The 24,227-nt window shown below is 35.5% G+C and carries 23 protein-coding genes; 15 read left to right on the forward strand and 8 right to left on the reverse strand.

Annotated features, from left to right (window positions below; all coding sequences use genetic code 11):
* Positions 1–25: 25 nt before the first annotated feature.
* The 7 genes from QMO11_RS00405 to queC form a co-directional block, all read right to left on the reverse strand.
* Positions 26–1,426 (reverse strand): efflux transporter outer membrane subunit, encoded by a 1,401-nt coding sequence (locus tag QMO11_RS00405; RefSeq protein ID WP_282035508.1) that lies wholly within the window; start codon positions 1,424–1,426, stop codon positions 26–28.
* Positions 1,416–4,583 carry an efflux RND transporter permease subunit gene (locus QMO11_RS00410; protein ID WP_282035509.1) on the reverse strand — a complete coding sequence of 1,056 codons (3,168 nt, stop codon included), beginning with the start codon at positions 4,581–4,583 and terminating at the stop codon, positions 1,416–1,418. The genes QMO11_RS00405 and QMO11_RS00410 overlap by 11 nt, the downstream gene beginning before the upstream one ends.
* A 4-nt stretch (positions 4,584–4,587) precedes the next feature.
* On the reverse strand, positions 4,588–5,748 hold the full coding sequence (locus tag QMO11_RS00415; protein WP_282035510.1) for an efflux RND transporter periplasmic adaptor subunit: 1,161 nt from the start codon (positions 5,746–5,748) through the stop codon (positions 4,588–4,590).
* A gap of 177 nt (positions 5,749–5,925) precedes the next feature.
* A complete protein-coding gene (locus QMO11_RS00420) occupies positions 5,926–6,858 on the reverse strand; it encodes a ketopantoate reductase family protein (protein WP_282035511.1) in 933 nt (310 codons plus the stop codon).
* Positions 6,859–6,903: 45 nt separating this feature from the next.
* Positions 6,904–7,788: an NADPH-dependent 7-cyano-7-deazaguanine reductase QueF gene (locus QMO11_RS00425; protein WP_282035512.1), complete on the reverse strand. Its 885-nt coding sequence runs from the start codon at positions 7,786–7,788 to the stop codon at positions 6,904–6,906.
* A gap of 29 nt (positions 7,789–7,817) precedes the next feature.
* Positions 7,818–8,696 carry a 7-carboxy-7-deazaguanine synthase QueE gene (locus QMO11_RS00430; RefSeq protein ID WP_282035513.1) on the reverse strand — a complete coding sequence of 293 codons (879 nt, stop codon included), beginning with the start codon at positions 8,694–8,696 and terminating at the stop codon, positions 7,818–7,820.
* A gap of 2 nt (positions 8,697–8,698) precedes the next feature.
* The gene (gene queC, locus QMO11_RS00435; protein ID WP_282035514.1) at positions 8,699–9,367 is read right to left on the reverse strand and encodes a 7-cyano-7-deazaguanine synthase QueC; all 669 of its coding nucleotides are present in this window, start codon (positions 9,365–9,367) and stop codon (positions 8,699–8,701) included.
* Between the two features lie 277 nt (positions 9,368–9,644).
* On the opposite strand from queC, the gene QMO11_RS00440 reads away from it, so the two are divergent.
* The 12 genes from QMO11_RS00440 to QMO11_RS00495 all read left to right on the forward strand — a co-directional run bounded on the left by QMO11_RS00440 (position 9,645) and on the right by QMO11_RS00495 (position 19,774).
* Positions 9,645–9,809, forward strand: coding sequence for a hypothetical protein (locus QMO11_RS00440; RefSeq protein ID WP_282035515.1), 165 nt, complete (start codon positions 9,645–9,647; stop codon positions 9,807–9,809).
* Positions 9,810–10,163: 354 nt separating this feature from the next.
* Positions 10,164–11,183, forward strand: coding sequence for a J domain-containing protein (locus tag QMO11_RS00445; protein ID WP_282035516.1), 1,020 nt, complete (start codon positions 10,164–10,166; stop codon positions 11,181–11,183).
* Positions 11,184–11,199: 16 nt separating this feature from the next.
* The gene (locus QMO11_RS00450) at positions 11,200–12,084 is read left to right on the forward strand and encodes an alpha/beta hydrolase (RefSeq protein WP_282035517.1); all 885 of its coding nucleotides are present in this window, start codon (positions 11,200–11,202) and stop codon (positions 12,082–12,084) included.
* 115 nt (positions 12,085–12,199) lie between these two features.
* Positions 12,200–12,604: a DUF5684 domain-containing protein gene (locus tag QMO11_RS00455; protein ID WP_282035518.1), complete on the forward strand. Its 405-nt coding sequence runs from the start codon at positions 12,200–12,202 to the stop codon at positions 12,602–12,604.
* Between the two features lie 155 nt (positions 12,605–12,759).
* Positions 12,760–13,320, forward strand: coding sequence for a hypothetical protein (locus QMO11_RS00460; protein WP_282035519.1), 561 nt, complete (start codon positions 12,760–12,762; stop codon positions 13,318–13,320).
* Between the two features lie 18 nt (positions 13,321–13,338).
* Positions 13,339–14,739: a flotillin family protein gene (locus tag QMO11_RS00465; RefSeq protein WP_139314945.1), complete on the forward strand. Its 1,401-nt coding sequence runs from the start codon at positions 13,339–13,341 to the stop codon at positions 14,737–14,739.
* A 227-nt stretch (positions 14,740–14,966) separates the two neighbouring features.
* On the forward strand, positions 14,967–15,542 hold the full coding sequence (locus QMO11_RS00470; protein ID WP_282035520.1) for a LamG domain-containing protein: 576 nt from the start codon (positions 14,967–14,969) through the stop codon (positions 15,540–15,542).
* 532 nt (positions 15,543–16,074) lie between these two features.
* Positions 16,075–16,800, forward strand: coding sequence for an NAD(P)-dependent oxidoreductase (locus QMO11_RS00475; protein WP_282035521.1), 726 nt, complete (start codon positions 16,075–16,077; stop codon positions 16,798–16,800).
* An 89-nt stretch (positions 16,801–16,889) separates the two neighbouring features.
* A complete protein-coding gene (locus QMO11_RS00480) occupies positions 16,890–17,249 on the forward strand; it encodes a hypothetical protein (RefSeq protein ID WP_282035522.1) in 360 nt (119 codons plus the stop codon).
* A gap of 286 nt (positions 17,250–17,535) precedes the next feature.
* Positions 17,536–18,246: a hypothetical protein gene (locus QMO11_RS00485; protein ID WP_282035523.1), complete on the forward strand. Its 711-nt coding sequence runs from the start codon at positions 17,536–17,538 to the stop codon at positions 18,244–18,246.
* A 74-nt stretch (positions 18,247–18,320) separates the two neighbouring features.
* The gene (locus tag QMO11_RS00490; protein ID WP_282035524.1) at positions 18,321–19,178 is read left to right on the forward strand and encodes a hypothetical protein; all 858 of its coding nucleotides are present in this window, start codon (positions 18,321–18,323) and stop codon (positions 19,176–19,178) included.
* Between the two features lie 53 nt (positions 19,179–19,231).
* Positions 19,232–19,774 carry a dihydrofolate reductase family protein gene (locus QMO11_RS00495; protein ID WP_282035525.1) on the forward strand — a complete coding sequence of 181 codons (543 nt, stop codon included), beginning with the start codon at positions 19,232–19,234 and terminating at the stop codon, positions 19,772–19,774.
* An 84-nt stretch (positions 19,775–19,858) separates the two neighbouring features.
* Here the strand turns inward: QMO11_RS00495 and QMO11_RS00500 are convergent, their stop codons facing one another.
* Positions 19,859–20,251: a DUF302 domain-containing protein gene (locus QMO11_RS00500; protein WP_282035526.1), complete on the reverse strand. Its 393-nt coding sequence runs from the start codon at positions 20,249–20,251 to the stop codon at positions 19,859–19,861.
* Between the two features lie 474 nt (positions 20,252–20,725).
* Between QMO11_RS00500 and QMO11_RS00505 the strand changes: the two genes are divergently transcribed.
* The 3 genes from QMO11_RS00505 (at position 20,726) to QMO11_RS00515 (ending at position 24,223) form a co-directional block, all read left to right on the forward strand.
* Positions 20,726–22,528: a ferredoxin family protein gene (locus QMO11_RS00505; RefSeq protein ID WP_282035527.1), complete on the forward strand. Its 1,803-nt coding sequence runs from the start codon at positions 20,726–20,728 to the stop codon at positions 22,526–22,528.
* Positions 22,529–22,530: 2 nt separating this feature from the next.
* The gene (locus QMO11_RS00510; protein WP_282035528.1) at positions 22,531–23,142 is read left to right on the forward strand and encodes an indolepyruvate oxidoreductase subunit beta; all 612 of its coding nucleotides are present in this window, start codon (positions 22,531–22,533) and stop codon (positions 23,140–23,142) included.
* A 232-nt stretch (positions 23,143–23,374) separates the two neighbouring features.
* Entirely contained in the window at positions 23,375–24,223 is an 849-nt protein-coding gene (locus QMO11_RS00515; protein ID WP_282035529.1) for a hypothetical protein, read from the forward strand.
* The last annotated feature ends 4 nt before the right edge of the window (positions 24,224–24,227 follow it).

Consider the following 24,227-nt stretch of genomic DNA (forward strand, 5'->3'; position numbering starts at 1 on the left):
AGCAAATATTTTTGGGGCCTATTAATTATTCTTCTATTAACTCTTCGGGTATTTTCCACCCTCCACCTAATGATTTATAAAGAAGTACATATGCACTTAATCGCTGCATGCTAACTTCAGAGGCTGTAATTTCAGAATTAAAATAGGATCTTTCAGAATCTAACACCTCAAGAAAGCTAGTAACACCACCATCATAACGTTTGTTAGAAAGGTTTGCTGCACTTTTTGCGGCTTCCACCTGATCTGTAATGGCTTTATATTCTTCTTTTAAGGTATTTACACTTATTAAAGCATTTTCAACCTCTTGGAAGGCTACCAGTACTGTTTGTTCGTATTGTAATCTAAGTTGGTTTGTTTTTTCACGCTCCATTTCAACTCTTCGTTTATTTTTTCCGAACTGAAATATTGGTCCTAATAAACCACCACTCACTTGATAAATACCTCCGTTATCAAACAAGGTACTTAAATCGTTACTAACAACTCCAAGAACACCAGTTAAGCTGATTGAAGGAAAACGCATTGCCTGTGCAACTCCAATACGAGCATTCTGAGCTTTAAGTTGCTGCATGGCTTCTTGTACATCGGCACGACGTAGTAATAATTCTGACGGCAAACCAACGGGTATGTTGACACTATCAATTGTAAGATTAGTATTTCGTTCTCTAATTATTGGTCCTGGATTTTGGCCCAAAAGAATTGATAAGCGATTTTCTGTAATAGCAACCTGACGTTTATAAAGAGGAACAGCTTGTGCTGCCATCGCTTGTTGAATTTGCGATTGGTTATAGTCAAGCTCTGGTGATACGCCTCGATAGAACTTTTTTCCTATAATTTCTAATGACTCAGTTCTAGAATCTAATGTACGTTGTGAAATCTCTACCCTTCTATCATAATCTAACAATTGAAAGTAAGCTTCAACAACATCAGAAATTAAAGTCAGTTTTATCCATTCTTTAGCAAATTCATCAGCTACTAAATCAGCTCTTGCAGCTTGATTTGATCTTCTAAATTTGCCCCAAAAATCAATTTCCCAGTTTACACTAGCTCCTCCCATGTGCATATTAAAATCACTTTTGGCTCCTGTGTTAGGATTAAAGTTTGCACCTTGACTCTCAAATGTGTAGCCGAATGAAGGATACATGTCTGCTTTGGTAAAGCCTAAATACGCACGAGATTGTTCGATGCGAGAGGCTGCCATAAGTAAGTTTTTATTATTACTTAAAGCTGAATCAATGAGGTTTATAAGTATTGAATCACCTAATACTTCAAACCATTCTAAACTGACTGTTGAATCACCCTCGATATTATCATTAGCAAACACTTCTGGGTTATCCGTTTCAGGGGCACTAAATTTAGGACCTACCATGCATGATGATAAGTTTAGTAGTAAGCCCGCAAAAATAAAATATATTAATCTAGTCTTCATGTTTTGTCGGATTTTGAACTGTTGAACTTGAGGCTTCCAATGCTCTTTTTTCTTCATACTTAGCTAGTTTCCCAATTAATACAAAGAACATAGGGTAGAAGAATACACCTAGCAAAGTAGCTATGGTCATACCTCCTAATAATGCCATTCCCATTACTTTACGTGCTTCGGCACCAGCTCCAGAAGCTAATACCAATGGAAATACTCCTAAAATAAAAGAGAAAGCTGTCATTAAAATTGGTCTAAATCTTAACTTGGCAGATTCCATTGCGGCATCATATAAGCTAAGTCCTTCATCAAATTTAATTTTGGCAAACTCCACAATTAGGATTGCATTTTTAGCAGCCATTGCAATAAGCATTACAAGAGAGATTTGCATAAACACATTATTTTCAAAACTGGTACTGAAGAAACGCGCTATAAATACAAATAGCATTGCACCCAAAATAGCAAAAGGAGTACCTAATAATATACTAAATGGCAGCGACCAACTCTCATATTGAGCTGCTAGAATAAGGAATACGAATACTAAGGCGAAAACAAATACTATGTTACCAGATCCAGATGCCTTACGTTCTTGGTAACTCATGCCACTCCATTCGTAGCCCATACCTGGAGGTAAAATCTCAAGTGCCACCTCTTCGAGAGCATCTAACGCTTGAGCTGAAGTATAACCAGGAGCAGCAGCACCCGTTAATTCAACAGAGCGGTATAGATTATACCTATTTGTGTATTCTGGTCCAGAACTTGGAGTAACATTAACTAGTGAGGATAAAGGAACACTTGCACCATCTGTAGTTTTAACATAAAACATGTTTAAGTGTGATTCATTTATTCTATACTCAGGTTCTGCTTGAATATAAGCTTTGTATAAGCGTCCGAACTTATTAAAGTCGTTTACATATGCACCACCTAAAAAGGCACTAATTGTGGTATATAAATCACCCAAAGGAACACCTGATTTTAAAGCTTTGTCGCGGTTTACTTCTAGCCTTCTTTGAGGAGTGGCCTCACGGAATGTGGTAAATACATTTGCGATCTCAGGTCTTTCACTCGCTTTGGCAATAAACTTGTTCGTATTTTTTGCCAAATACTCCACCGATTGTCCAGATTTATCCTGTAGCATTAAGGAGAACCCTGATCCACTTCCTAATCCAGGAATAGCTGGAGGACCAAATGCAAAAACCTGGGCCTCTTTAATATTCATGTAGAAGAGACCATTTAACTTTCTGGCTAATTCGTTTGCTGTGATATTCCGTTCTTCCCAGTTTTTTAAAGGAATAAACATTAATCCAGAATTTGAACTACTACTACCTGATAATATATTAAAACCAGAAGCACTTGCTATGGCACTAATTTCTGGTAAATCTTCTATAAGTTTTGTTGCCTTAGCAATTACAGCATCAGTACGTTGAATAGAAGCTGCATTGGGTAGTTGAAGGTTTACAATTAAATATCCCTGATCCTCTTCAGGAACAAAGCCACCTGGAATAAACTGCCCTACTGCAACAATAGCCACAACAGATAGGCCAAGATAAATCATACTTCGTTTAATTTTAGAGGCAAAAAGATTTGCTCCCTTCATATAACTAACCGATGATCGATCAAATGTTTTATTAAACCCATTAAAGAACTTACCTAACAAGCCTTTAGGTTCTGTTGGTTTACGCAATAATAATGCACATAAGGCAGGACTCAAGGTAAGAGCATTTACAGAAGAAAAGCAAACAGATACAGCTACGGTAATAGCAAATTGTTGGTATAAACGTCCTGTAATTCCTCCCATTGCAGCAACCGGAATAAATACTGCCACCAAAACTAATGTTGTTGCAATTACTGGTGCAGTTACTTCCCGCATGGCATGTATGGTAGCTGTTTTGCTGTCCATACCATTTGCGATATTAACTTGCACCGCTTCAACCACTACAATGGCATCATCCACAACAATACCAATAGCTAGTACAAGTCCTAGTAAGGAGAGTACGTTTATGGTAAATCCGAGCATTGGAAATACTATAAAAGCTCCAATTAAGGATACAGGAATTGCAATTGTTGGGATTAAAGTAGCTCTCCAATCTTGTATAAATAAGTATACTACTAAAATTACCAGTAAAAGGGCAATAAGCAAGGTGATGGCGATTTCTTGAATACCTGCGGTAATAGGTAGGGTTGCATCCAGAGCCATATCATATTCAACACCTTCAGGGAAGGATTCTGATAACTCATCCATGGTTTCAAGAATCTTCTTTTGAAGGTCAACAGCATTGGTACCTGGAGCTTGATAGATGGTGATAAGGGCACAGGGCTTAGTATCGTACTTAGCACTTGTATTATAACTCTCAACACCGAGTTCGATACGTGCAACGTCTTTTAAAAGAACTTGTCGGCCTTTACTATCTGTTCGGATAACAATGTTTTCAAACTCTTCTTCAGTTTGTAATCTATCCGGTAAAGTTACTGTATAAGTAAATTCAGTTCCTTCTGGAGCTGGTTCTGCACCAAACTTACCACCAGGAACAATAACATTCTGCTCTTTTATGGCTCCCATTATTTCAGGTACGGTGATCCCTGTCTGAGATAATCTATCAGGGCGTACCCAAATACGCATTGAATAGTCACTGGCACCCAAAACATTTACACGTCCAACACCCTTAATACGAGCCAGAATGTCTTGTATGTTAATTAAAGCGTAGTTTCCCAAAAATTCTTGGTCGTATCGACCATCAGAATATAAACCTAAAGCAAGAATAATACTACTCATACTTTTTTGAGTTGTAACACCTAAACGTTTTACCTCTTCGGGTAATTTCGCTGTTGCTGCCGATACTCTGTTTTGAGCCAGTACTGTATTCATATCTGGATCAGTACCTACATCAAATGATATTTGAATGGCCATAGTTCCATCATTTGCATTGATGGATTTCATGTATAACATATTATCAACACCATTGATTTGTTGTTCAAGTGGTGTGGCAACCGATTGTTCTACATTTAAAGCATTGGCTCCTGTGTAGTTAGCTCTCACTTCTACCATTGGAGGAGTAATATCAGGATACTGCTCCATTGGTAAATCTAATATTGAAATAACACCTACAATAACAGTAACAATGGCAATTACCATAGCTACTATAGGTCGGCGTACAAAAAACTCTCCCATCTTACTACTTGTTTAATGTTACCGAATTAAAAACCTCTAATTTTGGAACGATTTTCATTCCCGACTTTACTTGTGTAAATCCTTCCAGCATAATTTTATCTCCAACTTCTAATCCGCTTTCAATAACTTGCAAGTCACCATAAGTTGGACCTTTTTCTATTTCCCTATATTGTAAAGTGTTTTTGCTATCTACAATTAATACACTAAATTGACCTTGAAGTTCTTGTATGCACCTTTGAGGAATAATAATGCGCTCTGACTCATCATCTACGATTAATCTTATTTTAGCAAATAATCCAGGGCGTACGGTAAAATCTGGGTTTGGAAACGAAGCTTGAAGCAAGATAGTACCCGTTGTTGGATCAATATTACGATCAACAAAATCTAGTTTACCATCATAGGGGTGTTTAGAGTTATCAGCAAACAGTAATTCAATTGCTTTATCACTATCTTTTCCTTTATATAAATCTGCATTCTTTTTTGCATATTTCAAGAACTGAAGATATTTCATCTCTGAAATAGTAAACTGAACAAGGATTGTATCAATACGTGAAACTGCATTTAGAACTACAGGGTTGGGTTCACGACCAACAAATTCACTTGTTTTAGCTTGAGTAATTCCAATAATTCCGCTAATGGGAGATTTTATATTACAGTAGCTTAGTTCAATTTGTGCAAAGTTTATTTGTGCCTTTGCTGCAGTAACTGAAGCTTTGGCAGCACCAAGAGTTGCGGTGGCGGCATCATATTCACTCTGACTAACCGCTTTTTCTTCCGCTAAGGGTTTTATACGATTATAATCGCCTTGTGCTTGTACTAAGCGTGTTTGCGCTTCCGCTAATTTACTTTTTGCTTCGGCTAGTTTTGCATCAAATGGTGCAGAATCAATAGTATATAATAGCTGACCTTTCTTAACTCTACCTCCTTCTTTAAAATGAAGTCCTTCAAGGAAACCTTCCACACGAGCTCTGATGCTAATATCAAAGTAACCATAGGTTTGTCCAACAAACTCATCAGTGATAGGGATTTTCTTTTGTATAACCTCAACAACGGGGATTTCTAACGGAGGTCGTTGATTACTTTTTTTACCTGAGCATCCAAATAATATCAGCGTAAATACTAATAATGGGATACTTGTGAATTTCATTGAGTTATTGATATTCATTGTAGATAGTGTTATTTATTTTATTTTGGATTCATTAGTAAAAATAAAACATAAGAAATTAGAAAATTGTTTATCTCTTATCTTAGTCAATTTCAGAAATTAAGGAGAAATCCTCATAGGAGCATCATTAGCGTTCTAAATAAGTACTTTTTTCTCGCTCTATTATATTAAACATTGTTAATTTAAAACTGTATTTCTCGATCGTTTTTCGCTGGGTAATAATGCCTGGTAAATAAAGTAATTCACAGGTACTTCAATCTTTTGTTTTTCTGCTAGCATTACAACCGTACCATTCTGGTATTCTAATTCAGATGGTTTTCCGTTCCATATGTCTCTCGCCATTGAAGAATTGGCATCTGGTGAAAAATTGTCCATTATGGACATGGTGTTATCTATAATAGATTCTTTTAATTTTATTCCTTCACTGATGGCAACAGTATACATCTCATTTAGCATCTCGATGAGCATGCTTCTGAGTTCTGGTGTTTGTAATAATTCTCCATAGTTTGAGCGTGTTAGTGCACCTAATCCGCCAAGGCAAATGAGAACAAACTTTTTCCAAGTATCACCTTGGATATAATTTGAGTTTTTGTTTGTGATATGGGCAGCGTCGAAAGTTTTTTTGATTTGTACGGATCTTTCAGAAATAGAATTATCAAGTTCGCCAAAAACAATGGTAGGCTCGGCGCTCATATGACTAATTACCCCTGGAGATTCTATTTTAGAAAATATACTGCACAAGCCGCCCATTACATTTTCTGTAGGAAGGAATTCGCATAGTTCTTTAGCAGCGAGTACTCCATTTTGTAAGGGAATTACGATGGTGTTACTATTTACTACGTTACAAAGCTCTGTTGCAACACCTTTAACTTGCCAAGCTTTTACGCCGAGTATTATTAACTCACAGTCCTTAAGTTCTGCTATTGTTTTTACCACATGAATGTTGGTAATAATAGTATCCCCTTTTGGACTTTTTATATGTAATCCGCTTTTTTTAATTTGTTCACCATGCGCTCCACGGGCAACTATGGTAACGCTATTTCCTCCTTGTGCTAATCTACCTCCAAAATATCCTCCAACTCCACCAGCACCAATTATTGCTATTCGCATATTGATATACATTTACATATTGGATAATGTAAATGTACAAAAAGATTATTGTCGGAAAGCAGGTTTTGTAAGAGTTTGTGATTGAATGATGTTTTTAGGCAGTAGATTTACGGAATTACTACGTACAGGACAAATATCAATGCCGCCACGTCTGGTGTACAAACAGGCTACCATTAAATTGTTGGGCTCAAATTTATCCAATAATCGTTTGTATATCATTTCACAAATTTCTTCATGAAAATGATTTTCATCTCTTATTGATACAATATATTGGAGTACACCATCTAAATCTATTGTGTACTTAGATTTGATGTGTATAAATACACTTCCCCAATCTGGTTGATGCGTTATTTTACAATTGCTTCTAAGAAGGTTTGACGCTATCTTATAAGTATGTTCGCTTTCAGATACCTCTCCACCTAGTAAAGATGGTGTTTCTGTATAGTCTGTAAATAGGATGTTATCTGCTTCAAGCTGTCCTTCAAGTAATTTGTAATCGTCAAAGTCATATTCAGTGCTGTAGTTCTGATGAAATGAAACTTTGATAATTGTATTCAATAAATCACTAAGGTCCTTGGTAACGGTTTCTAATATTAGCTTTATTCCGTTTTTAGCATTATTACCATATTTACCCATGTTAAATGAGTTCAAGTAAAGTTTTAATGATTTGCTTTCTACTAAAGCTTCACTATCGCACGGATAAACTAATTTTAAGATTCCTGTAACAGGTAGTCCATTCTCAGTTAAGAATGATAATTCGTAGGCATGCCAAGCGTCGTACCCAATAAAAGGTAGGTTATCATCTTTAATATTATAGCTTTCTCTATTGAGGTGTCGGGGCACTGCCACTAGTATTTCAGGGGCATATTGCTTTGGGTGATTGATTTGTTTGCCTAATACCTTACCTTCTATTTGCTCTTGAGTTGACATGGAATAATAATAAAGTTGCTATATAATATTTATACACCTTGTTTAGAACCAAAAATATCAATGTGAATACGCGGTGTATATTTCCAACCATTTTGTATGCACATATTTAATACCAATGGGATAGATTGCTCAAGTTCTTCATGCGTAGCACCCAGCGGCATTAGTAGAATGTCGTCTTTTTTGTAACCGTCTAATATATTTAAGTAATCGCTAATAATTTCATCAGCGGCTTGCTGTTTTCCAACCACAAATTTAAGCTGTAAATCAATATCTTCTTTTTGCGAATGATTTACATAGGCCTGAAGCGCCTTAATGTTTCGTCTAACCTCGTGATGGAATTTAGAGGCACCGGACTCTTTTTGATTATAGAATTTCAATTTTTCAGCAGTAGGGTTTGAGTTACTTAATTTAGGTGAGATGCTAAACAAATCAACATACTTTGTTAAGTCTTCATCAAACAAGGTACCATTCGATTCAATGGTAATATGTACATCAAGCTCTTCTTTTAAAGCTTTACTGAGTGCTAGAACTCCATTTTTTTGTAATAATGGCTCTCCTCCTGTAATTACAACATGATGCATGTTGCCTATATTGTTTTTAACGATGGCAACAATTTCGTTGATGTTGTAAGTCTTTTTTACATCAGGATTAAATGAGGCGTATGAGGTATCACACTTGCAAAAGCTACCATCATTCATTTGCCATATGCAGCGCAAATTGCAACTTGCTAGCCGAATAAATAAAGAGGGCGTGCCAGCTAATTTCCCTTCTCCTTGTATGGTACCCGCAACAGCTAAACCTGTTTGCAAAGTATCACCAATCAACTTCCCATCAGCATCCTTAACAATAGGAAATACACCTTCACCAACCAACACTACTTTTTCCATTTCTTCTATTCTTGCAGCCACTATTATTTCAATAATCCATCTTCAAACCCAGCTTCAGCAAATGCTTTTGCTCTTAGTAGGCAGCTATCACAAGTACCACAAGGTTTTTCTCCACCACGGTAGCAACTCCATGTTAAGCTAAAATCTACACCTAATTCCATGCCGAGTTTAATTTCTTCAGCTTTGGTTTTGTTAACAAAAGGAGCATGTATTTTAATGGGTTTATTGTCCTCGGCACCCATTACCGTACCTTTATTAATAGCTGCTTCCATGGCATCTATAAAATCCTGACGGCAATCAACGTAACCTGAGTAATCAACCTCGCTTACGCCGATAAATATATTTTGGGCTTCAATACTTTCAGCATAAGATGCTGCAATGGATAAAAACACCATATTACGTGCAGGTACATAGGTAACCGGTATATCAGTACGGCTTACATCACCATCTTCAACCTCAATGTTTTTATCGGTTAACGAAGATCCACCAAAATCGCCTAAATTAAGGGTTACTATTTTATGAGCCGCAACACCTGCTTTTTCAGCATTTTTTTTAGCGTAATTTAGTTCTGTTTCGTGTCTCTGACCATAATCAAACGATACAGCATGCACCTCGTATCCTTGACTTTTAGCCAAATATAAAGCTACTGCGGAATCTAAACCGCCCGATAATAATACAACAGCCTTTTGCATAACTTAATTTTTCAAGTATGAATAAGCTCAATTGCCACCAATGTTATAAACACACGAAAGTATGGCGCAGAAATGCGCAAAGAAATTCTTCTTATCATACCCTAGTTTTGTTTATAGACAGGATGGTGTAAATGAACTGTCTTTTGTTTAATGGCGCAAAGATAGGTAAAAAACTTTATTGTAGCTCTTCTTCAATATTTAAAACCATATTTTTTCTTACAGATTAGATAATAATCAGTTTGTCTAGTTTTTCTGTTTTTATATCCAATGGTAATGAATGATGAAGCTAATGTGGTTTCTGGTTGGGCTTAGGTTGTATCTGCAAAGTACCTTCTTCGGTGCTTTGTTGGGTGTTTATTGGTATTTTATTGGTTCTATGGGACCAATGAAGTACCAAACCTGTACCAACGATGTACCGATGCAGACCCGACCAAAGCCTTAAAAATGCGGTGAATTTGGAGTTTTATTAAAATCATATTAAGCCCGTTTAGTGGGCTATTTTGACACTTGTTGCTAAAATGAGGTAATGTATCCTCAGTTTTGTTTTAATTAAAAATTGACCAATAAACTCCATGTCAAAAATGGGAGTTTGGTTGGTGTTTTCACAATAGCCAATAAAAAGTTGAAGATTGCCTTAAAAATAGGAAGATAGACGCTGAAATGGTGTAATATATTTAATTGGATTTTGCTTAACAAAGAATTTTATGAAATTAGCTTGTCTAGTTTTTAGTTGAGGGATTGATGTAAGTACGATTAAAATTATTTGTGTAGTTTAGGCGCGACTTAAGAACCTTACATGAATAATTATTATCAAATATTAGGAGTCACATCTAATGCAACTTCAGCTCAAATAAAAAAAGCATTCAGAGCTAAAGCAAAATTATTGCATCCTGATGTTAATAAGGCTGAGAATGCGCACGAAGCGTTTGTATTATTAACCGAGGCTTATGAGTTTCTGATAAATACTGCAGGGACTTATACAAATACAGCTAAGCAAAAACAACAACAAGCCCAACGCCGAGCGGCCTATAAAAAAGAGTGGGAACAAAAAGAGAGGGAAAAAGCACGTGCCAAAGCGCAAGAGTATGCGCGAATGAAATACGAAGCCTATATTAAATCAGATGTTTATAAAACTACAGAAGCTATAAATGTGGTGGTCGATTTTATTGGTTTAATTTTTATACTATTCCTTATAATAGGTCTGCCGGTGTTTACATATATTGAACATGGCAATATAGCTTTAATAATATCAGGTATTGTTTTACTACCTACTTCTCCTTTGTGGTTTCGTTTTATTGTTAGGACTTTAAGTACGGGTAAGTTACGAAGTTTTTATATAAAGAAAGAGGCTACTCTAAAATCAAAGACAATAACATTTGTGGTATTGTTTATACTTAATGGGGTTCTGTTTTTTAATGTAGTACTGAATACCTTAGTAAATATATATGTGATTTTAGGGCTCTATTTATTTACGTTTACCATTGCTTTATTTTTAAGTAAAAGATATAAAAGTCATTTTACCAGAGTTTATTATAAATTTTTATTAGCTCCTGGAATCGTCAATTTGTTTTTTTGTATTAATTATTGGGTTTCTTTCAATCAGCACGAACAACAGCATTGGTATACCTACAAGATGGGGTCGCCAGTTTTTAAAGAAATCGTTATAGATAATAACAAATTTGATCAGTATATTGGCATGCGTTTTTTCTTAATTGATGAGGAGCTAAAAGATGGTTCTCAAATTAATTTTACCTTAGCCGATGGTTTATTCGGCCTGAAAACAGTACACAATGTTGAGTTTAATAGTACTCACTAATTTAATATGAATTGATATGAAATATTTATTTTTTGTTTTAATGGCACTTACATTTTATAAGTGTACACCACCTGCCACAAGTTCTCGTATAGATAGTATTCAAGATTTTAGTTCAGAGTATGTGCAAGATAGAAATATCTCTGTTTGGTTACCTGAAGGTTATACTAGCAATAAACAATATGACGTTTTGTACATGCACGATGGACAAATGCTTTTTGATAGTACCAAAACGTGGAATGGACAAGAGTGGGAGGTAGATAAAACCATGCAGCAGCTAATAAGCGATGAAATTATCAAACCAACCATTGTTGTAGGCATTTGGAATATAAGTGAACTTAGAACCATAGAGTACTTCCCTCGCAAAGCATACGATTTATTAAGCGATTCAGTAAAAAATGTGCTAAGCGAAGAACGTTTAGCACAAGCCCCATTATCGGATAATTACCTAAAGTTTATTATTGAAGAGTTAAAGCCATATATTGATAAAACATACAGCACAAATTCGGGCAAGGAGAGCACTTTTATCGCAGGCAGTAGCATGGGTGGTTTAATATCAATGTATGCACTCTGCGAGTATCCAGATGTATTTGATGCCGCAGCATGTTTATCAACCCATTGGCCAGGTACTTACTTTGCAAACGAAGAAATACCTAAGGCATTTGCTGCATATATGAGCAATAACTTGCCAAGTGCAGAAACGCATAAGTTTTATTTTGATTATGGTACAGAAACGCTTGATAGTTTATATGAACCTTATCAGTTAATGATTGATAGTGTTTTAATTAAAAAGGGGTACAGCTCAGAGAATTGGGTAACAAAGAAGTTTGAGGGCGAAGCACATAAGGAAACCGATTGGGCCAAGCGTTTTAATATCCCGATAGAATTTATCATGAAAAAATAATTGTTATACATAACAATATTTTATTTCTTGCGTAGATACAAAATATAGAATCCGTTTTATTGCGGGGTGGAACCGAAAAACCTTAAGAGTAGGAGAACAAACTAATTTATATTTTATGGAAACAATGGATTACGGAGATTCAGCTGGTTTATTCGCTGGTTTAGGAGTGGGAGTTATAATTATTTCGCTTTTAGTAAGTCTTATACTTATTGCTGCACAATGGAAGACTTTTACAAAAGCTGAAAAACCAGGTTGGGCATGTATTGTACCTATATACCAGATTATTATTTTACTTGAGATAGTTGGTAAACCAGCATGGTGGATTCTGTTACTAATATTTCCTTTAACATCACCTATTATTGCCATTTGGATGATTAACCTATTATCGAAAAGCTTTGGTAAAGGAATTGGTTTTACACTAGGCCTAATATTTTTGGGGCCAATATTTTGGTTAATCTTAGGATTCGGAAATTCAGAATACCAAGGTCCTGCGGGTGCTCCTGCGCCAATAGCAGCATAAGAACTTATTGGATTATATTTTTAGGAGCAGCTTTACATAAAAGCTGCTTTTTTTGTGCCCAAAAGTAGGTGTAAATATTAAATGCGTTACATAATTATGCATATATTCGCACTGTAGTATATTTACCAATCATCAAATTCCCTAAATACTAAATCATGATTTTATTAGATGTTTCAAGCTGGTGGCTCGATCTCACTACATTAGGCAAAACCCTTTGGGTAATTACAATCCCATTTTCAGTATTATTTTTATTTCAAAGCATTCTTACATTTTTTGGAGGAGATGCTGACGATGGTGATTTAGATAGTGATATAGAGTTTCAATTCTTAACCATTAAAAATCTCATCTCATTTTTCACCATGTTTGGGTGGACTGGAATTATGGGCTTAAATTCAGGTTGGTCTACCACCGTTACCATATTGGTAGCTCTAGCTGCTGGGTTATCTATAATGTTTGTTATGGCCTATATCGCTTATAGTATGAGTAAACTAGCTGAAAAAGGAAATTTCAACATATCAAGCACCATAAATAAAACAGCAACAGTTTATTTAAGCATACCAAGCAATAGAAGCGCATTGGGTAAAATACAGGTTAAAGCGCAAGGGTATCAAACCTTAGATGCGCTAACCGATGATGCAAGCGAATTATCAACAGGCAGTATCGTAAAAATTGTTGATGTTATTGACGATGATATTTTATTAGTAACCAAATTATAGTTTTTTATTATGGAAGAAATGGGACAATACTTAGGTATTTTGGCCGCAGTAGTTGGTATTAGTGTTTTTGCACTAATTTATAGTTTTTTAAAACGTTATAAACGATGCCCTTCAGATAAGGTGCTTGTTGTTTATGGTAAAGTAGGTAAAGGTGGCGGACACGAGTCAAGAACAGCCAAGTGTATTCATGGTGGAGCCTCTTTTATTTGGCCAATTATTCAAGATTATTCTTTTTTAGATCTTACACCAATTTCAATTGAAATTAACTTAACCAATGCTTTAAGTAAGCAGAATATTCGTGTAGATGTACCGTCTATTTTTACTATCGCAGTTTCAACGGAATCGGGCGTAATGAATAACGCTGCCGAAAGGTTATTGGGCTTAGGCCAAGAAGCCATTAGTAACTTAGCAAAGGATATCATTTTTGGTCAGCTGCGTTTGGTTGTGGCTACCATGGATATTGAAGAAATTAACAATAACCGCGATAAATTCCTTGCAGCAGTATCAACCAATGTTGAAGCTGAACTTAAGAAAGTTGGTTTAAAGTTGATTAACGTTAATGTTACCGATATTAACGACGAATCAGGTTATATTGAGTCGTTAGGTAAAGAGGCTGCAGCTAAGGCAATTAATGATGCTAAAAAAACAGTAGCTGAGAAAAACCGTGAGGGTGCCATTGGTGAGGCTAATGCAATGCAAGATCAACGTGTGCAAGTGGCCAAAGCTGAAGCAACAGCTGTTGAAGGGGAAAACCTTTCTAAAGTAGCAGTTGCAAATTCTGATGCAAGCAGAAGAGAGAACGAAGCAGAAGCTGAAAGAAAAGCATCGGCAGCAGAGAAAGTTTCTATTGCAAAAGCCCTTGAAGAAGCTTATTTAGCAGAGCGACAAGCAGAGATTAACCGTGCCGAGCGTGAGTCGGCTACGCAGAAAGCAGATATTATTATTCCTGCACAAATTGATAAAGAGCGTGTAGAAATTGAGGCTGAAGCTGAGGCTGAGAAAATCCGTCGTCATGCAAAAGGTCAAGCCGATGCGATTTATGCAAAAATGGAAGCAGAAGCAAAAGGTAACTTTGAGTTATTATCTAAACAAGCAGAAGGTTTTAAAAAGCTTGTTGATGCTGCCGGTTCTGAGGCTGATAAAGCTGTAATGCTTATGATTGCTGATAAATTACCTGAACTTGTTGCTACTCAGGTTGAGGCTATCAAAAACATTAAGATTGATAAAGTTACGGTTTGGGATTCTGGTAATGGTGGAAAAGATGGTGAAAAAACATCAACAGCTAACTTTTTATCTGGTATGATGGGATCTATTCCTCCAATGCAAGAGATGTTTAATATGGCAGGTATGCAATTACCTGATTATTTAAAAGGGAAAGATCTTGAAACTAAAGAAGAGGATGCTGAAATTATAGAGTAAAGCATTAATTATAATATTGAAAGGCAGGTTCAGTTTTTGAGCCTGCCTTTTTTTATTGTGTTAAAATGTCTAGTTAATTCACTCACAAAAAGAGGATTTTTATCTGATTTATAACCGATAGCGATAAAGAGAAGCACGATTACAGAGCAGAGCAAGTAAAATTCGAAGATAAAGAATTAGCATCAGCCAACTTTCACACCTATGGCGGATGGTGCCACAATGAAACCATGGCAAGCCTGTATTATGATAATGGCGAACCAAAATATCAAAAGTTCTATAACAAAGTAAGCGATAAACCCTTCGATAAGCCAATGTATATGCGTTTGGTTTCTGAAACTTACCCCTTTCCATGGATTGAATTACCCAACGATGAAGAGCTAGCTGATCCAAATAAAAATGTCGTTTATTACGATTGGGTTCGCGCCTATAAATTAGTTGATGCTATTGCGGCCAATGAAACCGAAGTTACATTAGAGCAAGAAATAAACCTCTATTACGAAGACATAATGTTTAAGTCAGTAGAGCTCAATGTGAAAAGTAGTAAAAATATTAGTATCCCACTGAGCTATAAGGCCAATGAAAAACGAAATATTCACTTTTTATTGAAAGATGCCGATGGTAAGAAGGTTGCTGATGCAACTTATGAAGCACATGCCGGATACGCAAATCTCGAGTTTAATTTCAACACCATTACCAAATTAGAGCCCGGGAAGTCCTACACTTTAATTGCCCACATTCGTCCCTTAAAATCCACAAGAAAAGAAGCATTAAATGCAAGTGCAATTGTGCTAAACGTACAATAAACGAATAAATAAAATACCATTAAGCCAGGCACGTCAACCATTTTAGTTGATGCTGTTTGGCTTTTTTTATAGGCCATAATATCACTTTAGTAATTTGTGAATCTAGCAATGTAAATACATATTTCTAATTATAATACCAATTCTATTTTAAAGCGAGGCTTAAATTGTTTTGTATATTTTTGGTTAGGCAAGGCAAAAAAATGAGGTATAGCCCTAGCTACGGCGATATCTTTTAACGATGGATAAGTTAAAAAGAACGAAAGAATAAGGCTCATTTTAATGTAGTATTGGTATAACTAGGGCACCTTAAGCCGCCATCCACTATAGCCTTTATTATTTTGTATAAGTGTTGCTAGGCAATGCGTGTGCTCCCCTGTCGCATCCACTTACCAAGCGCCACTAATACCCAATACCAAAGGGCTGTCGTTCCTGTCTGCGGTGCAGGTCAGTAGAGGTCATTAAAGTATGATTCATAAAATAAACACATACCTGCTTCATGTGTTATTGTATAGTATTTTAACATGAATCCAATATGAAGGTATTAGTATTAGGTGCAAGCGGAGCCACTGGTAAGCATTTAGTAGAACAATTGTTAATTAATGGGCACAAGCTTGTGATAGTTGTTCGAACTATAAGTAACATTCCACAGCATTGGAAGCAGAATGAAAATATTCGCATTGAGAATGCAGAGGTGAACGAGTTAAGCCCCTCTCAAATGGCTGAATTGTGTAAGGAATGTGAAGCGGTAGCTTTGTGCTTGGGGCATAATCTATCTTGGAAAGGAATATATGGCAAACCACGAAAGCTCGTATTAGATGCCGTAAAGTTGACCTGCAAGGCCATCGCAATAAATACTCCAATTAGTCCTGTGAAATTTGTGTTGATGAATACTACAGGTAATAGAAATAGAGATTTAAATGAGCCTATTTCATTTGTTCAGAAAATAGTAATAGCATTGCTCAGATTGTTGTTACCACCACATGTTGATAATGAACAAGCCGCAGATTATTTAAGAGTAGAAATAGGGCAAAATAACCCATATGTGAATTGGGTAGCCGTTCGGCCAGATAACCTAATAAATGATGATAAGGTTACAGGATACGAGCTGTACCCTTCACCTATACGTAGTGCTATATTTGATGCCGGTAAAGTAAGCCGTATAAATGTTGCCCATTTTATGGCATCACTAATAATAAATAATTCAATATGGAATAAATGGATTGGCAAGATGCCTGTTATTTATAGTAAAAATATATAGTTAACTGATACATATTTAGGGGTGGACGCAACTTTATATAATTGTAAGCATCTATATGGTATATTTAATTATCCTAAATACTATAAGCGATGAAAAAAACAATAATTATCTTATTTGCAGTAGTGTCAATATTCTCATGTCAGAAAGATGCGTCGAAAGAGAATTCTATTATTTTGCAAGATCAAGAATGGTTCAAAGAATTACAGGTTCCATGTGATGAGAATTCTATCTGTATGATGAGGATTAATAAAGCCTTGTATCAGGAAGATACAGTCTATTACTCAATATATGTAGGTGCTTTATGTGATATGGTTTTCTCCGTATCTTTGATGAATCTAGAAGGGGAGGTATTAAAAACCTACAGCGGACCTGATGACTTAGAGGATTTTAATAATGAAGTAACAATAGTTGAAACAGTTTATAGTTGTACTGATAATAAGATGAAGTAATATTACATCTATAAATATTTAAACCCAACACTTATAATTAACTATATTATTTGTGTTGGGTTTGTCATGTTATATTGTTTCGTTTTCTAACATCAACTGCTATACTAATCATACTAGTGACTTTTAATCTTTTATCTCATAATGGAAGTAAGTGATTGATAAGTAAGGGTTAGTGTTTTTTTCGCTCTGTATTTTAAATATTTGTTTCAAAAAAAAGTAGGGTATAAGTACCTTATTGCGGTATTCATGTAAACGCTCATAATTTAAATCATTAAAAGAATATTACATGAAAAATTATCTTAAAGTACTCGGTGTTGCAGTTATGTTATTTTCAGCTGCATTTGTTGCAAATGCACAAGAAGAAGTTAAAGCTCCAATTTTAACTGACGAACAAAAAGAAATGGTTTCTTCGAATAAAGAAGAGAGCAAAACGAATAGAGAAGCCTTTAAAGCTACGTTAACAGAAGATCAGTTGGCTATTTTAGAAAATAAAGAAATGACTAAGCATGAAAAAATGAAAGCTTTTGCTGAGTCGTTAAGTGAAGAACAGCAAACCATGCGAAAGGCCAACAAAGAAAGTATGGAGGCAAATCGTGAGGCTTTACAAGCTACTTTAAGCGACGAACAAAAAGAGGCTATTAAAGCACATAAAAAAGAAGAACGCAAAGACTTTAAAGAATCCTTAAGCGATGAGCAAAAAGAGTTAATTGCTTCATCAAAATCAGAGAAAGAGGCCAATCATGAAGCATTCAAGGCTACTTTATCAGAGGAGCAGTTAGCTATTATGCAAGATAAAGAATTAGGTAAAAAAGAAAAGCAAGCAGCATTAAGAGCATCTTTAACTGAAGAGCAACAACAGCTTAGACAAGCCAATGCACAAGTTGTAAAAGAAAATCGCCAAGCAGTAAAGGAAACATTAACGGATGAACAAAAAGAAGCGGTTAAAAAACAAGCTAAAGAACGTTCAAGAAAAAAAGGAAACCGTAAAAACGGATAATCCTTATACACTCCCCATAGTTCATAGAAGTACAGGTCCGCGCCTGTACTTTTTTTTACTCTTAAATATATTCTATGAAAAGCCTATTGCTAGTGCTGTTTTGCTTTTGCAGTTTATCAACCCTGCCGTCTCAAGAAACTTATGTTGACTCGGTACTGAATGAAGTGATGTACTACGATGAGGATGAGGTAATCAATATGGATTTAAAACTTGATAAGGCCTATCACTTTTTATATGTAAATACTAGCTATAGTAATAAAACCTTTTATGCTGGCCGCGAAATTGGTGATCCGCAATATTTTTTAGCCGGGCAAATCTCTTATTTTAACTCTAAGGGATTTTTTGCAGGTCTAGGTACAAGTTCAGGAACTTGGTTTAGTACTAACGGAGAAGCTAATTATAACAATGCCCTAATGTTAGGGTATGGTAAAGCATTAAAGAAGCAGAAATGGTTCAGGTATAATGTTTCCTATAGCCGTTATTTTGGTATTAATGATGGATTTGATTTTTCTTCTACTTACAGTAATAACCTACAAACTGGTATCACTGCAAGATTTAATTGGTTTGGCACGCGAGCAAGCTTGAACTATTTATTTGGTAGCGCATCAAAGGCCACCTTTAATTGGGATGCCTATATCTCTATAACCATAGTAGATTTTGGTTCATTTAACAACCTTAAGTTTGTGCCCGAAGTATCCTTTTTTTACGATTCAGAAGACGTGGTGTATATTACTGATTCTGATGAACTCACCTATAATTCAGAGTTTGGTTGGATGAATACAGAACTAACTTTCCCTATTATGCTTAACATAAATAACTTCGATTTTGAGCTTGCCTATACTTATAATGTGCCTCGTTCATTAGATCCTATTTACGAATATGAAAATACCAGCTTTTTTTCATTTTCTATCGGCTACATATTTGAACTCTAAAATAGAAACTGAAATTCTTATATTCTTAATATATTTGTATAAAAGCTTATGTTATGGAAAAAAGAAATAAAGTATTTATTGCCACTAGCCTTGATGGTTATATTGCTGATAAAAACGGAGGTTTAGATTGGTTGCATAGCATCCCAAATCCTGATCAGGAAGATATGGGGTATTTGCCATTTATGGATGAAGTAGATGCACTCATCATGGGGCGAACAACCTTTGAAACAGTACTCGGTTTTGATTGTGAATGGCCATATACTAAACCGGTATTTGTATTGAGTACACAACTTACCGAAATTCCCGAATCACATAAGGGAAAGGCTTTTTTTATGAAAGGTTCCTTAACAGAGGTATTGCAGCAAGTGCATGCAAAAGGGTATCATCATTTGTATATTGATGGTGGAAGCACTATTCAGGGCTTCTTAAAGGAGGATTTAATTGATGATTTAATTATTACTACTATACCCGTGTTGTTAGGTGGAGGCTCTTCTTTATTTGGTGATTTAAAAGCGCCTTTAAATTTTGAGTATGTTTCAACAAAAGTATTTTTGGGTAAAGTACCTCAAATTAGATATAAGAGAGTGAGAGAATAAAAAAATGATTCAAAGTACAAAGTCAATATATTGACTTTGTACTTTGAATCATTTCTAGTGACAAGCAAATATTATATTAGGTTGTTAACCTAAATTTTTAATCACTCGCTTAAGTTTCGCCTCAATTTCTATAGCTAAACCAGTCAATTCTTTATTATCCACTCTGCTCATCATGGCAATAGGGTTTACGGCAGAAACCTCCACAGCATTTTCTACATCTTGTTGTACAATAATATTGCAAGGTAAAAAGGCCCCAATTTTATCTTCGACCTCAATCGCTTTATGTGCAAATTGTGGATTACAGGCTCCAAGTATTCTATACTTTTTAAAATCGATATCTAATTTTGCTTTAAAAGTTTTCTGAATATCAATTTCAGTTAAAACGCCAAAACCCTCTTTTTTAAGTTCTGCAGTTACTTTTTCAATGGCTTCATCAAAGCTAACTTTACTCAATACAGTGTTAAAATAGTAGTTCATCTTTTATAGTTTTAAATTCATTCTGGGCATTGCTTAAAATTAGTGCTGTAGGTTAGTCTAATACAAGTATAATCTCATAATGATATGATTGGTTTGTAGTTCCTCTAATTTACGATAAAATACACAAGAATTCATTATCTAATTCTATTAATAGTTACATCATATTTGATGTGCTAGCTTGAAATTAAGAGAGAAGCTTACAGGCTTTAATTACTATCTCTTTTGATTCATTTATAGGATGATGCTTTAGACTCAATCAATTATTATAGATATTTATTTTAAAGCGATCTTGATGGTGTTAACATGCGTATCAGCCAAAGAAGTAACTCCTCCTTTATCACCTTCGAATATGATAAAAATCCTGTTTTTTTTAAATAAAACATCACTCAATTTTGGAGCTAATCATAAATAATCTATTTTTGCCGCATTACTAAATCAGAGAAAAAACAAGCAACAGGGAGAGAGGTCACTTTTATGAAGACAGGAAATGAGTTTGCCGCTATGAAAATGATGAATGGTAATGAAGCGGTTGCCAGAGGAGCCTTCGAGGCAGGTGTCAAAATTGCTTCCGGATTTCCCGGAACACCATCCACAGAAGTAATGGATTATACTAATCTTAAATATCCAGATATTTATTGTGAATGGTCTACTAATGAGAAGGTAGCTTTAGAAGTAGCTATTGGCGCCTCATTTGCAGGTTACCGCAGCATGGCTATAATGAAAACCGTAGGTTTACATGTGGCAGCTGATGCTTTAGGTGGAGCTGCCGGAAGTCAAATCAATGGCGGACTGGTATTGGTAGTTGGCGATGATGTTGGTCGTATTGCTGGTGATGATTATAACGATTGTCGTCATTACGGAAACATGTTTAATATCCCTGTATTAGAGCCAAGTGATAGTCAGGAAGCCAAGGATCTTATGGTTAAGGCTTTTGAGATTAGTGAAGAATATAGCACACCCGTTATTCTTAAAATAACATCAGTAACATGTAAAACTACCAGTAGAGTTGTTATTGATGAGGAATACAATTTCCAGGTTAGACATAGAGAAAAATATCCAGTAAGTTTCAGTAAAGTTATAATGACAACCATTATGACTAAGGCAAAAGGTTCTGAGCATCCTAAATTGACCAAATGCTTTAATAATTTTACAGCACACATGAAGCGTTTAGCTGACGATAGCAACAATTTTTCTATTAATAAGCTGGAGTTGAATGGTACAAAGATTGGAATTATCACAGCAGGTACTCCCTATTATTATGTGAAAGAGGTATTACCAGAGGCTTCAGTTTTAAAACTAGGCTTGGTTATGCCCTTGCCCGAAAAACAAATCAGAGAGCTGGCTGAACACGTAGATAAACTCTATGTGATTGAAGATGGACATGATATTATAGAAAAGAATATTAAGGATTTAGGAGTATCTGTAATAGGGAAAGAATTATTTCCAAGATTTCCAGATATGATGCGTTTTACTCCTGATATCATTGAGGAAAAATTGGTTCCTGGCGCTGTTAAAAGAACTCCAATGAAAGATGTTCCTTTTAGGTTGCCAGTAAGCTGTGCCGGTTGTTCTCACCTTTTTGTATCGCGCATATTAAAGAAACATAAAATAAAAGCAGCTGCAGATGTTACCTGCGGTCTTATTGGTTGCTTCCCGCATATGGAATCCTATTCTTTACAAAAATGTATGGGTTCAAGTATTGCATTGGCACACGGTTATAATAAGGCCAAAGGACAAGATGAAAACTTTGTAGCTATGATTGGCGATGGAGGTTTTTGGGCTACCGGTATTAATGGCTTAATGAATTTGATATTCAATAATGGTCAATCAACAGTGATTATTGTTGATAATAGTTGTCTTGCCATGACAGGAGGACAGCATGTGGCTTCTAGTGAGTTTGGTTTTAATTACAAGCCAGAAAACAAGTTAGATATTGCCAAAGTATGCGAAGCTATTGGGGTTAGCGATATTGTTAGTGTAGATGCCTACGAATTTGATAATCTTGAAGAATCAATACTTAAAGCGGTAAATGCAAAAACAAATTCAGTTGTAATTGTTAAAAAGCCGTGTGTTACCAAATTCAAACTACCTAAAGCAACTCCTAGTTATATCGATCAGGATAAGTGTACGAAGTGTAGAAAATGTGTAGGTATCGGATGTTTAGCCATTGAGAGTAAAACAAACGATGGATCGGTTGATATTGTTATTAACCAAGATATTTGCACAGGTTGCGGATTGTGTTCTACCACATGTAAGTTTGAAGCCATAAAATCATAATAATGCAAGACACAGGAAAAAATATAATAATAGCGGGTGTAGGAGGACAAGGGATACTCCTTTTTAGTAATCTTCTGGGTAAGTTTTATATGAAACTTGGGTACGAGTTAAAAACTTCTGACGTAATTGGTCTTGGTCAGCGCGGTGGCGGAGTTGAAAGTCATTTTCGTTATTCAACCAAACCCGTACTTTCGCCTTTTATCAAAGCAGGCGATGTGGATTATGTGATTTCATTTGAACAAACAGAAACACTGCGTCATTTACATTGTCTTAAAAAAGAAGGCGTAGTTTTTTCTAGTACCTACGAATTAACTTCGAGTAGCGTAAATACCCGATTACAAAAAGATTTACCTGAATCGAAAACAGATATCATCAAGCGATCAGAAAATAAAACATTTATTATTGATCCTGAAGAGAATAAAAGTTCAGAGTTTAATATCAACAAAATGATGAATATTTTCATGCTTGGCTATTATGCCGAGTTTAGAGGTTACTCTCATGATGAAATGATTCAAATTGTTAAGGAAAGTGTTCCGGCTAAGTTTGTTGAGGGAAATATAAAAGCTTACGAAAAAGGTTCCGCTATTGCTCGAGCTGAATTGGTAGTTTCATAGTAATCGTAATATTTAATCGTAACTATTTAGTAGTAAGACAAAAGTATAAAGATATAAGACCTAATAATTTAAGTAAATGTAAATTTCTTAATATCTATAGAAATCTATACGAATTGCGTTATCATTGTAAAATAATTAATTAACCATAACTTTACATAATATTAAATGATTAGAAATCTTTATACTTATGTCTTAATACTTTATACTGTATAGTTACATTTAACTTAATAATATGGATTTACCTAAGGGTATAGTGCTTTTGGATAGTTTAGGCGATTTGCAAGTCGGTAATAGCTATCCAATTCTTGTTTGTGGATCTCACTGTGGTGGAAATAGAGACCTTGCCGCTCATATAAATAAATGTGGTGTAAAGGCTGTTTTTCTTAATAGCGCAGGTGTAGGGAAAAACCAGGCTGGAATAAGAGGTCTTCAGCACTATGAATCTGAGCATGTTCTAGCTTGTGCTGTGGATAATTTTAGTGCTGAAATTGGTATTGCTCAAGATACTTGGGAGAGTGGCGTTGTTAGTCACATTAGCCCACAAGCAGAAGCAGCAGGGATTCAAATTGGTGATTCGGTAAAAGCGGCTGTAGCTAAAATAAGTGATAATATAATTCAAACCTCTTCTGTTCAGGTTAGTGAAGATTCAATATCTCATATTGATAATAAAGAGGAGGGCAGTAGCAAGGGCGAGTTAAAAAAACAAACGCAAACACAAATTGCAGGCGTTGATGTTACCGTAACAGATAGTATTACTTTTTTAAACGAGAATAATTCAGGCGATATTGTTGTGTGCGGATCGCACGGTGGTTTGAGTGCTGGCGATTACGCAAAAAAGCGTGGTGTTAGAGCCGTGTTTTTTAACGATGCCGGAATTGGGAAAAATAATGCAGGTGTAAAAAGTCTAGATTTACTAAGTGAGGCTGGAATTTTAGCTTGTACCGTGGATTGTATGAGTGCAGAGATTTTTAATGGTGCCGATGTACTTGCTAATGGAATTATCACGGTTTGTAATCAGGTCGCAAGCTCTAAAAACATCAAAGTAAAGATGAGTGTTAAAGAGGCTATCAGTTTAATTTAATTGA

The organism is Saccharicrinis aurantiacus (assembly GCF_947489045.1).
GTDB classification, from domain to species: Bacteria; Bacteroidota; Bacteroidia; order Bacteroidales; family Marinilabiliaceae; genus Saccharicrinis; species Saccharicrinis aurantiacus.

Excerpts from the sequence above, each read along its gene's own strand:
- QMO11_RS00405 (WP_282035508.1), bottom strand. The coding sequence starts at position 1,426 with ATGAAGACTAGATTAATATATTTTATTTTTGCGGGCTTACTACTAAAC.
- QMO11_RS00410 (WP_282035509.1), bottom strand. The coding sequence starts at position 4,583 with ATGGGAGAGTTTTTTGTACGCCGACCTATAGTAGCTATGGTAATTGCC.
- QMO11_RS00415 (WP_282035510.1), bottom strand. The coding sequence starts at position 5,748 with ATGAATATCAATAACTCAATGAAATTCACAAGTATCCCATTATTAGTA.
- QMO11_RS00420 (WP_282035511.1), bottom strand. The coding sequence starts at position 6,858 with ATGCGAATAGCAATAATTGGTGCTGGTGGAGTTGGAGGATATTTTGGA.
- QMO11_RS00425 (WP_282035512.1), bottom strand. The coding sequence starts at position 7,788 with ATGTCAACTCAAGAGCAAATAGAAGGTAAGGTATTAGGCAAACAAATC.
- queC (WP_282035514.1), bottom strand. The coding sequence starts at position 9,367 with ATGCAAAAGGCTGTTGTATTATTATCGGGCGGTTTAGATTCCGCAGTA.
- QMO11_RS00440 (WP_282035515.1), top strand. The coding sequence starts at position 9,645 with ATGATGAAGCTAATGTGGTTTCTGGTTGGGCTTAGGTTGTATCTGCAA.
- QMO11_RS00445 (WP_282035516.1), top strand. The coding sequence starts at position 10,164 with ATGAATAATTATTATCAAATATTAGGAGTCACATCTAATGCAACTTCA.
- QMO11_RS00450 (WP_282035517.1), top strand. The coding sequence starts at position 11,200 with ATGAAATATTTATTTTTTGTTTTAATGGCACTTACATTTTATAAGTGT.
- QMO11_RS00455 (WP_282035518.1), top strand. The coding sequence starts at position 12,200 with ATGGAAACAATGGATTACGGAGATTCAGCTGGTTTATTCGCTGGTTTA.
- QMO11_RS00460 (WP_282035519.1), top strand. The coding sequence starts at position 12,760 with ATGATTTTATTAGATGTTTCAAGCTGGTGGCTCGATCTCACTACATTA.
- QMO11_RS00465 (WP_139314945.1), top strand. The coding sequence starts at position 13,339 with ATGGGACAATACTTAGGTATTTTGGCCGCAGTAGTTGGTATTAGTGTT.
- QMO11_RS00470 (WP_282035520.1), top strand. The coding sequence starts at position 14,967 with ATGGCAAGCCTGTATTATGATAATGGCGAACCAAAATATCAAAAGTTC.
- QMO11_RS00475 (WP_282035521.1), top strand. The coding sequence starts at position 16,075 with ATGAAGGTATTAGTATTAGGTGCAAGCGGAGCCACTGGTAAGCATTTA.
- QMO11_RS00480 (WP_282035522.1), top strand. The coding sequence starts at position 16,890 with ATGAAAAAAACAATAATTATCTTATTTGCAGTAGTGTCAATATTCTCA.
- QMO11_RS00485 (WP_282035523.1), top strand. The coding sequence starts at position 17,536 with ATGAAAAATTATCTTAAAGTACTCGGTGTTGCAGTTATGTTATTTTCA.
- QMO11_RS00490 (WP_282035524.1), top strand. The coding sequence starts at position 18,321 with ATGAAAAGCCTATTGCTAGTGCTGTTTTGCTTTTGCAGTTTATCAACC.
- QMO11_RS00495 (WP_282035525.1), top strand. The coding sequence starts at position 19,232 with ATGGAAAAAAGAAATAAAGTATTTATTGCCACTAGCCTTGATGGTTAT.
- QMO11_RS00500 (WP_282035526.1), bottom strand. The coding sequence starts at position 20,251 with ATGAACTACTATTTTAACACTGTATTGAGTAAAGTTAGCTTTGATGAA.
- QMO11_RS00505 (WP_282035527.1), top strand. The coding sequence starts at position 20,726 with ATGAAGACAGGAAATGAGTTTGCCGCTATGAAAATGATGAATGGTAAT.
- QMO11_RS00510 (WP_282035528.1), top strand. The coding sequence starts at position 22,531 with ATGCAAGACACAGGAAAAAATATAATAATAGCGGGTGTAGGAGGACAA.
- QMO11_RS00515 (WP_282035529.1), top strand. The coding sequence starts at position 23,375 with ATGGATTTACCTAAGGGTATAGTGCTTTTGGATAGTTTAGGCGATTTG.